Origin of the sequence: Prochlorococcus marinus str. MIT 9314 (assembly GCF_000760035.1) — a bacterium.
In the GTDB taxonomy this organism is placed as follows: Bacteria; Cyanobacteriota; Cyanobacteriia; order PCC-6307; family Cyanobiaceae; genus Prochlorococcus_A; species Prochlorococcus_A marinus_B.
The window spans coordinates 58068-71673 of the sequence record NZ_JNAO01000004.1 but is presented as its reverse complement, the minus strand read 5'-3'; the positions used below and the strand labels follow the sequence as shown (position 1 = coordinate 71673).

Annotated in this window: 18 protein-coding genes; 11 read left to right on the top strand and 7 right to left on the bottom strand. The window is 31.2% G+C overall.

Annotated elements, in window-relative coordinates:
* Positions 1-37: 37 nt before the first annotated feature.
* The gene (locus EU98_RS09735; RefSeq protein WP_193742991.1) at positions 38-214 is read right to left on the bottom strand and encodes a hypothetical protein; all 177 of its coding nucleotides are present in this window, start codon (positions 212-214) and stop codon (positions 38-40) included.
* Between the two features lie 82 nt (positions 215-296).
* Entirely contained in the window at positions 297-734 is a 438-nt protein-coding gene (locus EU98_RS06910) for a hypothetical protein (protein WP_032515254.1), read from the bottom strand.
* Positions 735-861: 127 nt separating this feature from the next.
* Between EU98_RS06910 and EU98_RS06915 the strand changes: the two genes are divergently transcribed.
* Positions 862-1131 carry a hypothetical protein gene (locus tag EU98_RS06915; protein ID WP_032515252.1) on the top strand — a complete coding sequence of 90 codons (270 nt, stop codon included), beginning with the start codon at positions 862-864 and terminating at the stop codon, positions 1129-1131.
* Between the two features lie 272 nt (positions 1132-1403).
* Here EU98_RS06915 and EU98_RS06925 read toward each other — a convergent pair whose 3' ends face one another.
* Positions 1404-1682: a DUF2103 domain-containing protein gene (locus tag EU98_RS06925; protein WP_032515250.1), complete on the bottom strand. Its 279-nt coding sequence runs from the start codon at positions 1680-1682 to the stop codon at positions 1404-1406.
* Between the two features lie 115 nt (positions 1683-1797).
* On the opposite strand from EU98_RS06925, the gene petN reads away from it, so the two are divergent.
* On the top strand, positions 1798-1899 hold the full coding sequence (gene petN / locus EU98_RS0108765; RefSeq protein ID WP_011376303.1) for a cytochrome b6-f complex subunit PetN: 102 nt from the start codon (positions 1798-1800) through the stop codon (positions 1897-1899).
* 140 nt (positions 1900-2039) lie between these two features.
* Here petN and psb29 read toward each other — a convergent pair whose 3' ends face one another.
* On the bottom strand, positions 2040-2696 hold the full coding sequence (gene psb29, locus EU98_RS06930; RefSeq protein ID WP_032515249.1) for a photosystem II biogenesis protein Psp29: 657 nt from the start codon (positions 2694-2696) through the stop codon (positions 2040-2042).
* A 32-nt stretch (positions 2697-2728) separates the two neighbouring features.
* Between psb29 and clpP the strand changes: the two genes are divergently transcribed.
* Positions 2729-3319: an ATP-dependent Clp endopeptidase proteolytic subunit ClpP gene (gene clpP, locus EU98_RS06935; RefSeq protein WP_263890449.1), complete on the top strand. Its 591-nt coding sequence runs from the start codon at positions 2729-2731 to the stop codon at positions 3317-3319.
* Here the strand turns inward: clpP and ftsH are convergent.
* The gene (gene ftsH / locus EU98_RS06940) at positions 3316-5229 is read right to left on the bottom strand and encodes an ATP-dependent zinc metalloprotease FtsH (RefSeq protein ID WP_032515248.1); all 1914 of its coding nucleotides are present in this window, start codon (positions 5227-5229) and stop codon (positions 3316-3318) included. The genes clpP and ftsH overlap by 4 nt on opposite strands.
* 107 nt (positions 5230-5336) lie before the next feature.
* Between ftsH and EU98_RS06945 the strand changes: the two genes are divergently transcribed.
* The gene (locus EU98_RS06945; protein WP_032515247.1) at positions 5337-5546 is read left to right on the top strand and encodes an NAD(P)H dehydrogenase assembly family protein; all 210 of its coding nucleotides are present in this window, start codon (positions 5337-5339) and stop codon (positions 5544-5546) included.
* 1 nt (position 5547) lies between these two features.
* On the opposite strand, the gene EU98_RS06950 is transcribed toward EU98_RS06945, so the two are convergent.
* Together EU98_RS06950 and EU98_RS06955 are read right to left on the bottom strand one after the other, a co-directional pair.
* Positions 5548-6765: a M16 family metallopeptidase gene (locus EU98_RS06950; RefSeq protein ID WP_032515246.1), complete on the bottom strand. Its 1218-nt coding sequence runs from the start codon at positions 6763-6765 to the stop codon at positions 5548-5550.
* The gene (locus tag EU98_RS06955; RefSeq protein WP_032515245.1) at positions 6759-8009 is read right to left on the bottom strand and encodes a M16 family metallopeptidase; all 1251 of its coding nucleotides are present in this window, start codon (positions 8007-8009) and stop codon (positions 6759-6761) included. Before EU98_RS06955 ends, EU98_RS06950 begins: the two co-directional genes overlap by 7 nt.
* 41 nt (positions 8010-8050) lie before the next feature.
* Here EU98_RS06955 and EU98_RS06960 point away from each other — a divergent pair, with 41 nt between their 5' ends.
* The 7 genes from EU98_RS06960 (at position 8051) to rpsB (ending at position 13580) form a co-directional block, all read left to right on the top strand.
* A complete protein-coding gene (locus EU98_RS06960) occupies positions 8051-8776 on the top strand; it encodes a phycocyanobilin:ferredoxin oxidoreductase (protein ID WP_032515244.1) in 726 nt (241 codons plus the stop codon).
* Positions 8776-9690 (top strand): HlyD family efflux transporter periplasmic adaptor subunit, encoded by a 915-nt coding sequence (locus tag EU98_RS06965; RefSeq protein WP_032515242.1) that lies wholly within the window; start codon positions 8776-8778, stop codon positions 9688-9690. The genes EU98_RS06960 and EU98_RS06965 overlap by 1 nt, the downstream gene beginning before the upstream one ends.
* On the top strand, positions 9690-10862 hold the full coding sequence (gene devC / locus EU98_RS06970; RefSeq protein ID WP_032515241.1) for an ABC transporter permease DevC: 1173 nt from the start codon (positions 9690-9692) through the stop codon (positions 10860-10862). The genes EU98_RS06965 and devC overlap by 1 nt, the downstream gene beginning before the upstream one ends.
* 13 nt (positions 10863-10875) lie before the next feature.
* Positions 10876-11604, top strand: a complete 729-nt coding sequence (locus EU98_RS06975) for a DevA family ABC transporter ATP-binding protein (protein WP_032515240.1) — start codon at positions 10876-10878, stop codon at positions 11602-11604.
* Positions 11605-11622: 18 nt separating this feature from the next.
* Complete coding sequence (locus tag EU98_RS09625; RefSeq protein WP_011376314.1) at positions 11623-11772, top strand: hypothetical protein; 150 nt, start codon at positions 11623-11625, stop codon at positions 11770-11772.
* 61 nt (positions 11773-11833) lie between these two features.
* The gene (locus tag EU98_RS06980; protein ID WP_032515239.1) at positions 11834-12745 is read left to right on the top strand and encodes a glycosyltransferase family 2 protein; all 912 of its coding nucleotides are present in this window, start codon (positions 11834-11836) and stop codon (positions 12743-12745) included.
* Positions 12746-12875: 130 nt separating this feature from the next.
* Entirely contained in the window at positions 12876-13580 is a 705-nt protein-coding gene (rpsB, locus tag EU98_RS06985; protein ID WP_025951904.1) for a 30S ribosomal protein S2, read from the top strand.
* Positions 13581-13606: the final 26 nt, after the last annotated feature.

The following is a 13606-nucleotide window of genomic DNA, read 5'->3' as shown; positions in this document are numbered from 1 at the left end:
TTAACTTTTTATGATTCTAAATTATTTAAATTATAGTTTATTTTGATTCTATTAATTTTAATAGTTCATCCATTTTATTCATCAAGTCTTTTACATCACCAGGCTTCGGTAATATTAATTCTTCTGAAACTTCTAAATGCATTTTCTTTAGGTTTTGCCGTAAATCTTTTAGATGCATTTTAATATTCTCTTTTTTTTGTCTTATATCAGTCATAGGAATAAAATATAAATTTTATTAAACTTTAAGTTAATATCATAATATTGAAATGATTAATTATTAGAGAATAATTCAAAATTTAATTTTTTAAATTTTCTATTTCATAGATTTCTTCGCCACCATAACAAAAGTTTGTTGATATCATTTTTAGTTCCCTATTATTAATTCCGATTATATTTTTATTTTTAATAATATAATTTTTAGCAATCGCTTCACAATCTAATTTGTTTTTTGCATGTTTAATAACTGGATAAAAATATGCCAATGTAGTAATTACAAAGAAAAATATTATTATTGATTTTTTATCATTTTTAATATAATCTTTAGATGTTTTTTTGGCTTTTAATATTTTTATTAATAATTTATCTGGTAATCCTATTTGAACAAATAATAACTCTACCCACCATGGAAGGTCCTTATCTTTCTTTTTCATAAAGTTTTCTGAATTATTCATTTTCTTGGCTTCATAGTTTTGGTTTCTAACATCTCTATGGTTAGTTGTTTCTTTTTTACTCATATCATCGAATGATTTTTTGGAATGTAGAGGTTTTATTTTGATTTGGAAACTATATTTTTATTTTATAAGTTTTAATTTAATTTATCTATGAATTTGAGTATTGTTAATTTGTATTGAAAAATTTTAAATGGCAAAAAAAAGAAGGAAGTTAAATAAGGATTTTGAGAAAAAAATATACTCATCAAAAAAAAATGTCGAATTAGTACTGGCAAAAATCTATGATATCGATGATGAAGACATACAAAAAGAATATATGAGCGCTTTTAATAAAGTGGTTTACTTATATGATGAATTAAAAGAAGATTACGAACGAGAAGGATTTTCTGATAATTCTGAAGAGCTTCTCACAATCTATAAAAATGCCTTTAATATTTTCGAATCAGAATTTGAAATTTAAATTCAAATTCAATCGCAATCTCTAATTACCGTTTATAAGGTGTTACTGGTATTTCAATTAGCTTTCCTTTTTGGAGATCAGATCTTTTCTCTTGTAAATTTTTGATACATAAATATACTTTTTTCTCTTTTGCGCAAAATCTTTTTATTTGGCTGTCAGTAAGTGAGAATGATTGATTACTAAATGAAAAGAAGGCCAATAAAGAAATAGAAAAATTTAATAACAATCTCATTTGTTCTTTCCTGTCTATTTTCTAATTCTATTTAATTTAATTAACTTCTATTATAAATATCTATAATTTCTCGTAATTCATCTTTACTTAAGTCTGTTGAAATAAAAACTTCTTGAGCTGTTTTCCCCTTTCTTGCTATTGCTTTATATCCGTTTATCGTTTTCACTGATAATCTAATTATCAATTTAGAAGATCTTCCTCTGGCTCTTGAAATGGCAGCTGGAGTTATTGTCTTGATATTAATGTCCAGTGCTAACTTTTTGAGTATTGGAATTAGACCTTCTATATTTGTACTATGATTTAAAACTAATCTTCCCAATTTAAATTTATATTTATTCTATTGAGAAAAATTTGTTTCTGAGAAATTAACTTTAGCTTTAAAATGATTAAAAATTTTGAAGTTCTGTTATATTTATAAAAACGCTTTATTTTTAATGATCTTTCAAATAGGTTGGGCAGCATTGGCTGCAATTTTTACTTTTTCAATTGCAATGGTTGTTTGGGGAAGAAATGGCGATGGCTCCATTGATATATGATTTCATTTTTAACTTATGAAGTCTATTTAAGTAAATTTCTTATCCTTACATCGTTCGTTTTACTCATATTCATAACATTTGCTGTAATTTATATATCCTATGTCTCTTGGAAAGATAAAAAAAGATTAAAAAAATAGATATCATTTTTTTTGTTCTTTATTCTTATCTTTGATCCTTAGCTCTTCAACTAGTTCTTTCGCTTGTTCCATTTTTGAAATAGTGCTTTTATAAATCCCGATATCTTTTTCTGCTTTATTAGCAGATAAGTTTAATTTTTCAAAAATATCGGAAATCATCTTATTTATCTCTGATTCATCTTTTTCTTTAAGTTCTTGGGCGTTTGAAATTAATATATATACTCCTAAGTTCAAAATCCTTGAGGGATAAAGTTTAGAATTACTTTTTTCTATTAATAATTTTAAAATATCTTTAGATGTTTTATCCTTGAATTCTTTTTGAGACTTTTTAGATATTTCATTAATTTCCTTATGCTCAAAATTTGTAGAAGTGCACAAAGATTCAAAAAGTAGATCCAAATGTTTTTCAGGTTGATATCCCTTCATTAATTCTTTAAATGTTTCGGTGAGACCGACACAAAAGAGATAATTTTGGGTAAATTCATTTTGATGGTTTAGCAGATTAAGTTCGACAAGCATTTCATCAACTATTCTTTTATATAAACCTGGGATTACGTAAGGGAATTTTTCATGAAATACCTTTTTGCTATCTGAAACAGTCAATTTTTCTTTCAATTTTTTATATGTAAACCTTAATAAGGTTAGCGTATGTTGACTCAATATCGTTAATATCTAATAAACAGATAAATATTATTATGATCCCTTTAGTTTTAGAAGAATCAGGTGGTAGTGAAAGAGTCTTTGATATTTATTCGAGACTTTTAAGAGAGAGAATAATCTTTTTGGGAGAACAAGTTACAAGTGAAACTGCTAATAGAATTGTTGCTCAATTATTGTTCCTCGAGGCAGAGGATCCAGATAAGGACATTTATATGTACATAAATTCACCTGGCGGATCAGTATATGACGGATTGGGTATCTTTGACACAATGCAACATGTAAAGCCAGACATTCATACAGTTTGTGTTGGCTTAGCAGCTAGTATGGGAGCATTTTTGCTTGCGGCAGGTACTAAAGGTAAAAGAAGCAGCCTTAGACATTCAAGAATAATGATTCATCAACCACTTGGAGGAGCTAGAGGGCAAGCCAGTGATATAAGAATTCAAGCAGATGAAATTTTGTTTTTAAAAGAACGACTTAATACTGAATTATCAGAAAGAACTGGAAAGGATTATGACACTATCAAAGAAGATACTGATAGAGATTTTTATATGTCTCCAAACGAAGCGGTTGAGTACGGTTTAATTGATCTAGTGTTAGATAAGAAACCAATAAAAGTTTAGCCTAATAACTGAGGTGTTCTCTCTTTCTCAGGAATTTTGGTGAATTTGGAAAGAATACTTACAAATTCATCGCCATCTAATGTTTCTTTTTCTATTAATAAGTCAACTATCTTGTCCATAGCTTCTCTATTCTTGCTTACTATATCGTAGGTTTCTTTATAACATTCTTTGACCATAACTCTTACACTTTCATCTATTTGTTTAGAGATTGAATCAGAAACTTCGCTTCTCGTCATTAAATCTCTACCAACAAAAACTTCTTGATTACCGCTTTCTAAAGCTATAGGACCTAAATTACTCATTCCAAATCTAGTAACCATTTGGCGGGCCATTGACGCAACTTGTTGGAAATCACCTCCCGCTCCTGTAGTAATCTCACCTTCTCCAAAAACTACATCTTCAGCAGCTCTTCCTCCTAAAGCACCCATTATTCTCGCTTTTAATTGCGCCCTGCTAACAAGGGTTTGCTCATCGTCTGGGGTAAACCAAGTTAATCCTTTAGCTTGACCTCTTGGAATGACAGTCACTTTTTGAACAGGATCATGGGCTTTAACAAGTGAACCTATGAGAGCATGGCCAACTTCATGATAGGCAATTAATCTCTTGCTTCTACCATCTGTTAATGGAGAACCTTCCATTCCTGCGACAATCCTATCTACAGAGTCATCAATTTCTGAGATACTTATAGAGTCTTTTCTCCTCCTAGCAGTTAATATAGCTGCCTCATTTAATAAATTTGCTAAATCTGCTCCAGTAAACCCTGGTGTTCTTCTCGCAATGCTTTCAAGTGTCAAATCCTCTTGAAGTTTCTTATTCCTAGCATGAACTTCCAATATTGATAGTCTGCCCTTTATATCAGGTGCATCTACAGTTACCTGTCTATCAAATCTCCCCGGTCTCATTAGGGCCGAGTCTAGGACATCGGGCCTGTTTGTGGCTGCAATTATTATTATGCCACTATTACCTTCGAAGCCATCCATTTCAGTAAGTAATTGATTGAGAGTTTGCTCCCTTTCATCATTACCTCCACCAATACCTGCACCTCTTTGTCTTCCGACAGCATCAATTTCATCAATAAAAATTAAACAAGGGCTATTCTCTTTAGCTTTTTTGAAAAGATCTCTAACTCTACTAGCGCCAACACCAACAAACATTTCAACAAATTCAGAACCTGATAATGAGAAAAATGGCACACCAGCTTCTCCTGCAATTGCTTTAGCTAAGAGGGTTTTACCAGTACCAGGAGGTCCCACCAACAGAACCCCTTTGGGAATCTTTGCCCCTACGGAAGTAAATTTTTCTGGCTTTTTTAGAAAAGTGACAACTTCTTGCAGATCTTGCTTGGCTTCATTAACGCCTGCAACATCATCAAATACAACTCCTGTTTCAGCTTCCATAGCAAATCTTGCCTTTGTTTTCCCAAACTGCATTGCTTGGCCAGGACCTCCAGGCATACCATTAGATCTCCTCGCTAACAGAATTAAACCTCCAATTAAAATAGCCGGGAAGAGTAAATTACCTAAAATTCCTAATGCAGGGGGAGCTGTTTTAACTGGATGAACGTCAAAACTGATTCCCTCATTTTTTAAAATATTTATAAGTTCTGGTGTTAAGCCTGGAAGATCTACACGCAACCTTTGTACTTTATTATCTAAATCCGAATCTATTGTCTCTATAACTGCATTTCTACCTCCCTCAAAAATATCAACAGATGTAACCCTTCCTGAATTAATGTAATCTAGAAATCTGCCGTAACTAACTCTTGCTACCGCTGAATTTCTTGGTGCAACAGTAGTTCCATTAGATTTAAGTGAATCAACATTGCTTGAAGATAAAAATTGGTAGGAAAGTGCTATTACTAAAAGTATAGGTAAAGCCCATAAAATTAATGTTTTAAATTTCTGATTCATTAATTTGTAGAAAGTTAATTATTGGATTCTAGACTGAATCAGTACCTTTCGTTGATATTTTCTCTAAATTTATGTTTATACTACTCTTTAATGTATCTAATTTATAAATGAAATTTGAGATCAACGATAAGGTTAAGTTGATTGCGCCAGTCTCTTACTTGAAGACTTCAGATAATATGCCGATGCTAAGACCACCTGATCTAGTAGCAATTGATGAAATTGGGGAAATCCTTTCAATTAAATCTCCAGATACTGTTGAAGTAAAATTTAGAAGAGGTTCGTTTTTAATCGATATTGATAAGATTAAGAAAAACTGACTTAAAAGTTTTTCTTCCACCTATTAGAAATTTCTAAACATATTTTTTTATTCCCAGAAATACTTAGAAAAGGTTTTGAAAAATACTTATTTGTTAATTTAAAAATATCTAACGAAGATATTTTATCTATTTTTGTATTTAAATCATTCTCAGAAATTGGTGAAATACCATAGCTAACTAACTGTATATTCCTCTGTAAAATTTCATCTAGTGATTGATTTCCTAATAGAAAAGAACCTTTTAGTTTTTCTTTTGCTAAAAATATTTCAGCATCAGTCAACGGATCTTTAAGTAAATTTTTCCATAGTGTTGATAATAGTTCAAAAGCAAAAAGTGCTTGCTCATTAGTTACGGATAAATAAATTAAAAATGGGGCATTTCCACTCCTGATAGGATAATAAACACCTAAATCATAAGTGATACCATGTTTTTCTCTAAAAAGTTTAAATAAAGCAGCGCTCATTCCATAAGATAAATATGACTCCAAAACCTTAAGAGGAAAATATTCACTACTTCTTCGGGAGCAAGTTTGGTCCCCCATCATTATTATTGTTTGATTTGAATCATTATTAATGTAATCAAATCTATTCGTAGTATTTAAATTATGATTTAAAGGATCTGATTTTTCTTTTAAGACTTTTTTTTCTAATGTTCCAAAATTTTCCCCATTTATTTCGGGATTATTTGAAATTAAATATTTTTCTCTATTTATTAAATTTTTAAACTCAAGCAAAACATCTTCATAGGTAATCCTTGAGACATCGTCAGTATTGCCAAATGTATTGAAAGCATAAGGATGATTTGAGTAAACAATTTTTCTCCATTTTTCAAAACAGATATTGAATGGATTCTCTTTATCTTTTTTAATGTTATCTATAGAAGATTTTTTTACTTTTTTAAATTCAGTTTCCGAGAGGATTGGCTTGTTAATTATTAAATCTAGTAAAGGGAATAATTTGCTGAAATGTTCATTTAGGGATTTAATACTTATTGAAATACCATCTTCAAATATTTCTTGATTTAATTCTGCTCCATAAGACTCAATATACTCAGAAAGAGTGAAATTGTTAAAACCTTCACATCCTCTGGTAAGTAATGAACAAAGGATCTTGTTTATCCCTTTTTTGCCAGCACTATCCATGTCACTCCCCCCTTTAATCCAAATTGAAGCAGTTGAAAAATTTCTTTTTTTATTATTTAAAAAATATCTTTTTAACATTTACCCGGAGATGCAACTAAAGTAAATTTCTCTCCGCGGATATATTCTGTGATCTCTCTGAAGTTATCCATGTTGTTCCAATATTTTAAATGACTATCTAAATTTTTTATTGAAGATTTTCTCCCCCAAAGAAGTTCATTTCCAAAGAATGAAGAGAGTTGTGTAGATGTCTCTAAATTAAAGATATAGTTGCTTTTCACAATATTTATTGCTTTATTTATTTCATCCAAAGCCAAATCTTTACAATTTGAGATCTCATTAATTGTTTTATTTATTTGCTTTTCAACTAAATCAATATCTTCGGACTCACAACTTGCTTCCACTATAAATAATCCTCCTAATTCTCCAGCATTTACATCTACATATACAGATTCAACAAGATTACTATCTTCTTTTAAAATTTTAACTAATCTGCTGTTTCTTCCAACAGAGAGTATTGACGCTAATATCTCAAGCCCAATAATATTTTTTTGATCATTTAGGTTTGGGATAAACCAAGCCATAAATATTCTTGAAAACTCTAAATTATCAAACTTAACTGACTCTCTACCATTCCTAATTTTTAGTGAAGGTTTATTTTTTGGATTTATTAAATTTGGACTTTCTTTAATACCAGATAGATCACTTTTTTCAAAAATTTTATAAATTTCATCAGAGAGATTCCCCGCAATTGCAATACAAATTTTTTCGGAAGTGTAATGTTTGCTATGAAATTTCACAAGGTCGTTTATCTCTAAGTTTTTAATACTATGTTCAGTTCCTAGAATCGAATTGGCATAATTCGGACTTAACCAAACCCTTTTCAAAAAGTAATTAAATAGTCTTTCTTCAGGCTGATCATTTTGTTGTTTTATTTCATCAATAACTACCCCTTTTTCTTTTATAAATTCATCAGGATTAAAATCTGGAGCAACGACAATATTTGTCAAAAGAGCAAGTGATTCTTTAAAGTTATTGGGTGGAACTAAGACATGGTAATGTACATCATCATAACCAGTTGAAGCGTTACTTAATCCTCCTAGTGATTCAATTTTATGGTCAAACTCACCTGGCATTATTTTGTTAGATCCTTTAAAAATCATATGTTCTAGAAAATGAGCAGTGCCGTTTTTATCAACATCCTCAAATGAAGAACCTGCTTTGCACCAAATATCAATGCTTATAAGCGGCAATTCTTTATTATCCACAAACACACATCTAGTTTTGCTTGAATGGGTGTGGTAGTTAACATCTCCTACGTTCATTTCGGTTGTTTCTTTAAATTCTATTTTGGTACTTTTTAGCCTTGTTGTCTGAATCTTTAACTAAAACAAAATTAACTGACCCTCTTATTTTGGATTTATTACAAAATATTAGAGAGCATAGATCCATGCTTGAGGACCTAAAGAGTATAAAAATTGATCCAAAACTAACTAACATAATATCTAAAAAAATAGGCAGAGAACTTTATATTGAAAATGAATTTCATAAAGCAAAAGGTTTTAGAAAGTTACATATTGAAGTAGCAGAATTTTCAAAGAATCTTAAAATATTACACTGCGTTTTTTTTCCTGATCCAAAGTTTGATATCCCAATTTTTGGGATGGATTTGGTAAAAATAAATGATATTGTTTCTGCTGCCATTGTTGATTTATCCCCTGCATCACAAAACCAAGGTTTGAAATACGAAAAATTACTTTCTGAAGTTGATAAAAGTTCTTTTAACTCTTTGAGAGAGATTCCTAAATGGGGAGGGATTTTTTCTAAAAATGTATTTTTTGCTTCCTTAAAAGGTAAATCTGAAAAAAATGATTTTTGTAGAGTTGTGGATCAATATCTTACTATTTTGATCAATTTAAGTAAAAAAGCTAAACCGGAAGTTAATGAGAAAATTATCCAAGAGAGAATAGATTTTCAAAAAAATTATTGTATTCAACAAATGAAAAATGAAAAGACTAGCATGGTTCTTTTAAAATATTTTGATGAAAAATGGGTCAATAACTATATAAAAACAGTACTCTTCGATTTTTAATGAAATTAAAAATATTAAAAAATTTATTTATTTATTTTTTATTATTTACACCAATATCTCTTGGTGTTATTTCTTGTTCTGGAAATAATAAATCTAGTTCAAAATTTAAAGAGGAAATAACTTCAGATTTCATACCTCCTATTACAGCTGTTGCCGCACTCGGTCAACTTTCTCCTTCTGGAGAGATAAGAAAATTGGCAGCTCCAATAAGTCAGTTTGGCTCTTCTCCCCGAATTGTCGAAATTTTAGTAAATGAAGGAGATTTCGTAAAAAAAGGTGATATCCTCGCAATTTTTGAAAATGGAGAAAAATTATTTGCTGATCTTGAAAGAAACGAAAATCTAATTAATACTATCAATGAAGAAATTACCCTAAAGAAAGATCAAATTCAAAGGTATGAGTTAGCTTTGAGCGAAGATGTATATTCTTTTGTAGAGTTTTCACAGAGAAAAGATGAACTATTAAAATTGCAAAAACAGAAAATAAATCTCGTCGGAGATCAAAAAAATATCAAAATAGATCTATTTAATTCAAAACTAAGGAGTCCAATCGATGGTTTTATCCTTGGAATAAACACGAGAGTTGGTGAAAGGCCACAAAATGAAGGGATTTTGGATATTGGTTCTAGTCAAAAAATGGAAGCTTTGATAGAGGTTTATGAATCTGACATCGATAGAGTCTTTATCTCTCAGGATGTTGAATTAAGAAGTGAGAATGGAGGTTTCCAAAAAAATCTTAAGGGAAAGGTGATTAGGATTAGTCCTCAGGTAAAACAAAGAAAAGTTCTATCGACTGATCCAACAGGGGATGCTGATTCACGAATTATTGAGGTACTAGTAAAACTAGATCAAGATTCTATAGATATCGTTCAAAACTATGCAGGAATGAAAGTGATTGCAAAATTTATTCCCTAATGATTTTTTCTCGTTTGAAATTTAGAAAAATACCATTAGCTTGGTTGTTATTAACTAGGCAACCATTGAGGTTAGCAGTTGCAATAGCTGGAATCAGTTTTGCAGGGATTTTGATGTTTATGCAATTAGGTTTTAGGGATGGTTTATTTGACACGAGCGTAACTATTCATAAACTTCTAGATGCCGATCTTGTATTGATAAGTCCCAGATCAAAAAGTTCTATAAGCATGAGTGGATTCCCAAAAAGAAGGTTAATTCAAACTCTCGCAGTAGAAGATGTTGAGGAAACTGCTCCCGTCAATCTAAATTATTTACTTTGGAGAAATCCTGAAAATCTTAAAACTCGATCAATACTGGCATTAGGTTTTAATCCCTCCGACTCACTTCTATTAGATGAGGGATTTTCAATGAAAGCTTATAAATTGAGAAATCCATCAAGAGTTCTTTTTGACAAACTATCTAGACCTGAATTTGGACCGATTGAAGAATGGTTTTTATCTGAAAGAAAAGTTGAGACTGAGGTTGCTGGAAAAAGAGTAATTGTTGAGGGCCTTGTGGAGTTGGGACCATCTTTTGGCGCAGATGGTAATTTGATAACCAGTCGAGAAACCTTCTTAAGACTTTTTCCTGCTAATCCTCCTGGCAGTATAGAAATTGGTTTGGTAAAGCTAAAAAAAGGATCAGATCCTGAAATGATTTCAAGGATATTAAATAATTCACTTCCAAATGATGTTAGGGTTCTTACAAAAAGACAATTCATAGAATTTGAGAAGAATTATTGGAAAAATAGTACTGCAATAGGTTTTATATTTAGTTTGGGAGCTTTGATGGGTTTCGTCGTAGGATGTGTGGTCGTTTATCAAATTCTTTATAGTGACGTTACAGATCATCTCCCAGAGTACGCCACATTATTAGCAATGGGATATAGACTTAAATCTCTTTTCTTTGTAGTAGCTAGAGAGGGGTTTTTATTGGCATTGTTTGGTTATTTACCTGCTTATTTCTCTGGCCAAATACTTTACTCAGTTATAAGAAGTTCTACTAAACTCCCAATAATAATGGACGCAGATAAAACTATTTTAATTTTCGTACTAGTTTTAGTTATGTGTATGGGGTCCGCCGCTGTTGCGATGCGTAAATTAGTTGACGCTGATCCTGCAGAAATTTTTTAACAATTGAGCATAAATGGTTAAAGCTAATAAATCAAAAAATAATTTTAAAAACCTTAAAACAGTATCAATAAATAATTTGAGTCACTTTTATGGAAAAAATGAGAATAAAAAACAAGTTCTTAATGACGTTAATTTAAATATTGATAAAGGAGAGCTGGTTCTTTTGAAAGGACCTTCTGGATGTGGTAAGACGACTCTTTTAACATTAATTGGCGCCTTGAGAACCTGTCAAAGTGGAGATTTAACTGTATTAAATAATCAGTTAAATGGAGCATCAAGGAAAACTCGTCAGATTCTAAGAAGAAGTATTGGAATGATTTTTCAAGGTCACAATCTTCTCAGATGTTTAACAGCAGAACAAAATGTCCAGATGGGAGCTGATTTAATAAAAGGTTTAACATATTTGCAAAGACGTGAAATAGCACGGAACTGGTTGTCAGCAGTAGGATTAGAAGAACATCATAAAAAGTTGCCAAATGACTTATCTGGTGGGCAAAAACAGAGAGTAGCAATTGCTCGAGCTTTATCTGCTAACCCAAAACTTTTATTAGCTGACGAGCCCACTTCTGCTTTAGATAGCGTAACAGGAAGAGAAATAGTAACCCTTTTAAGGAAACTAGCAAAAGAGCAAAACTGTTCTGTACTTATGGTGACGCATGATCCAAGAATTTCTGATATGGCTGATAGGATATTAAATATGGAAGATGGTAAAATATATAGTGCTCATAGTGAGCTAATATAATTAAAAGGTAAAAATTTTATGTCTAAGAGAAGGAATCTAAAAAAAGAAAAGCAGGAACGTAATAGAGCCTATGCTAGAAAATTCAAAAAAAGGAAATTAAGAACTGATGGAAGACCTGATGGTGGAAACGTTACAGGTACAGCAAATAATGGCGGTGCAGCTGATTAGAGAATATCTTTTATTACTATCTTTTGGAGCTCAATATATTATGCATATTTAAGATATAGTCATGAATGTAAGTATTGTTATACCGACTTACAATAGATTACCTATATTAGAGAAATGTCTATTTGCGCTTGAGGATCAAAAATTAGATACAAATATCAGTAATTATGAGGTAATAGTAGTTGATGATGGATCGACTGATGGGACAACTTCATGGATAAATAAAAATAAAGCTAATCTCCCACACGTTATTCTATTTCAACAAGAACATGGAGGCCCTGCTCTTGGAAGAAATCTGGGAGTAATTAAATCAAAATATGAAATTATTATATTTATTGATAGTGATCTTATTGTTTTAGATAATTTTATAAATTGTCATGTAGAGAAATTACTTGCCTTTTGGAGAAAAAATGATAAAAAATGTTTTACCTATGGCTCGGTCGTCAATACATCTAATTTTCTAAATCCTCAGAGTGAAAAACATAAAATAATGGACACTTCTTTTGCATACTTTGCTACTGGGAATGTAGCAATATCAAAAGAATTGATTTTAAGTGTGGGATTATTTGACACTTCTTTTAGTCTTTACGGTTGGGAGGACTTAGAACTTGGAGAAAGATTAAAAAAAATTGGGACAAAATTAATTAAATGCCCAAATGCAGTAGGTTTTCATTGGCATCCGCCATTTAATTGCGAACAAATAGATTCATTAATAGCTCAAGAAAAAGAGAGAGCAAAAATGGCTTTAGTGTTTTATAAGAAACACCCAAATTTAAGGGTTAGATTTATGATTCAATTAACTCCTCTCCATAATTTACTTTGGCAAATTCTTTGCTTGGGAGGACTAATCAGTGTTGATAGAATCGTTCCTTTATTAAGATTCCTAGTAAATATAAAAAGAAATAGACTTGCACTTGAGATACTTAGAATCCCTCTAAATATGATTTACATTAAACAGTTAACCAAATCAAGATAAAAAAACTTTTAGAAATACACATCACTTGCTAGAATTGTTGAAATTAAATCCACACATCTGGCAGTTTCGGGTGATTTATTAATATTAAATCCCCGTCAGATGGAGGCTAACCCGAAACCCTTTTTAAATTATGGCTGTTGTATCACTATCAGAAATGATGGAAGCTGGTGCTCATTTTGGGCATCAAACTAGACGTTGGAATCCCAAGATGTCTAGATATATATATTGCGCGAGAAATGGAGTTCATATTATTGATCTTGTAAAGACAGCATTGTGTATGAATAATGCATATAAATGGACGAGAAACGCTGCAAAAAGCGGTAAACGTTTCCTCTTTGTCGGTACAAAAAAACAAGCATCAGATGTTGTGGCTCAGGAAGCTACACGCTGTGGAGCTGCATATGTAAATCAAAGATGGCTTGGAGGTATGTTGACTAATTGGACAACAATGAAAGCTAGGATTGAAAGATTAAAGGATCTAGAAAGAATGGAAAGTAGTGGTTCAATAGCAATGAGACCTAAAAAAGAAGCTGCAGTATTAAGAAGAGAACTTGAAAGATTACAAAAATACTTAGGTGGACTTAAGGGTATGAGAAGATTACCAGATGTAGTTGTATTAGTTGATCAGAGAAGAGAATCTAATGCAGTATTAGAAGCTAGAAAATTAGATATCTCATTAGTATCAATGTTGGATACAAATTGCGATCCTGATTTGTGTGAAGTCCCAATTCCTTGTAACGATGATGCCGTTAGATCTGTCCAACTTATTTTAGGAAGACTTGCAGATGCCATAAATGAGGGTAGAAAGGGCTCTAATGCCGAAAGAAAAAATTAAATTCCAATTCAAAACTTACTATTCAC

Bases quoted from the DNA above. Each gene is read 5' to 3' on its own strand.
- EU98_RS06965 (WP_032515242.1), top strand. From the start codon at position 8,776: ATGAAATTAAAAATATTAAAAAATTTATTTATTTATTTTTTATTATTT.
- rpsB (WP_025951904.1), top strand. From the start codon at position 12,876: ATGGCTGTTGTATCACTATCAGAAATGATGGAAGCTGGTGCTCATTTT.
- EU98_RS06910 (WP_032515254.1), bottom strand. From the start codon at position 734: ATGAGTAAAAAAGAAACAACTAACCATAGAGATGTTAGAAACCAAAAC.
- EU98_RS09625 (WP_011376314.1), top strand. From the start codon at position 11,623: ATGTCTAAGAGAAGGAATCTAAAAAAAGAAAAGCAGGAACGTAATAGA.
- EU98_RS06945 (WP_032515247.1), top strand. From the start codon at position 5,337: ATGAAATTTGAGATCAACGATAAGGTTAAGTTGATTGCGCCAGTCTCT.
- devC (WP_032515241.1), top strand. From the start codon at position 9,690: ATGATTTTTTCTCGTTTGAAATTTAGAAAAATACCATTAGCTTGGTTG.
- EU98_RS09735 (WP_193742991.1), bottom strand. From the start codon at position 214: ATGACTGATATAAGACAAAAAAAAGAGAATATTAAAATGCATCTAAAA.
- EU98_RS06915 (WP_032515252.1), top strand. From the start codon at position 862: ATGGCAAAAAAAAGAAGGAAGTTAAATAAGGATTTTGAGAAAAAAATA.
- petN (WP_011376303.1), top strand. From the start codon at position 1,798: ATGATCTTTCAAATAGGTTGGGCAGCATTGGCTGCAATTTTTACTTTT.
- EU98_RS06975 (WP_032515240.1), top strand. From the start codon at position 10,876: ATGGTTAAAGCTAATAAATCAAAAAATAATTTTAAAAACCTTAAAACA.
- EU98_RS06950 (WP_032515246.1), bottom strand. From the start codon at position 6,765: ATGTTAAAAAGATATTTTTTAAATAATAAAAAAAGAAATTTTTCAACT.
- EU98_RS06980 (WP_032515239.1), top strand. From the start codon at position 11,834: ATGAATGTAAGTATTGTTATACCGACTTACAATAGATTACCTATATTA.
- ftsH (WP_032515248.1), bottom strand. From the start codon at position 5,229: ATGAATCAGAAATTTAAAACATTAATTTTATGGGCTTTACCTATACTT.
- EU98_RS06955 (WP_032515245.1), bottom strand. From the start codon at position 8,009: ATGAACGTAGGAGATGTTAACTACCACACCCATTCAAGCAAAACTAGA.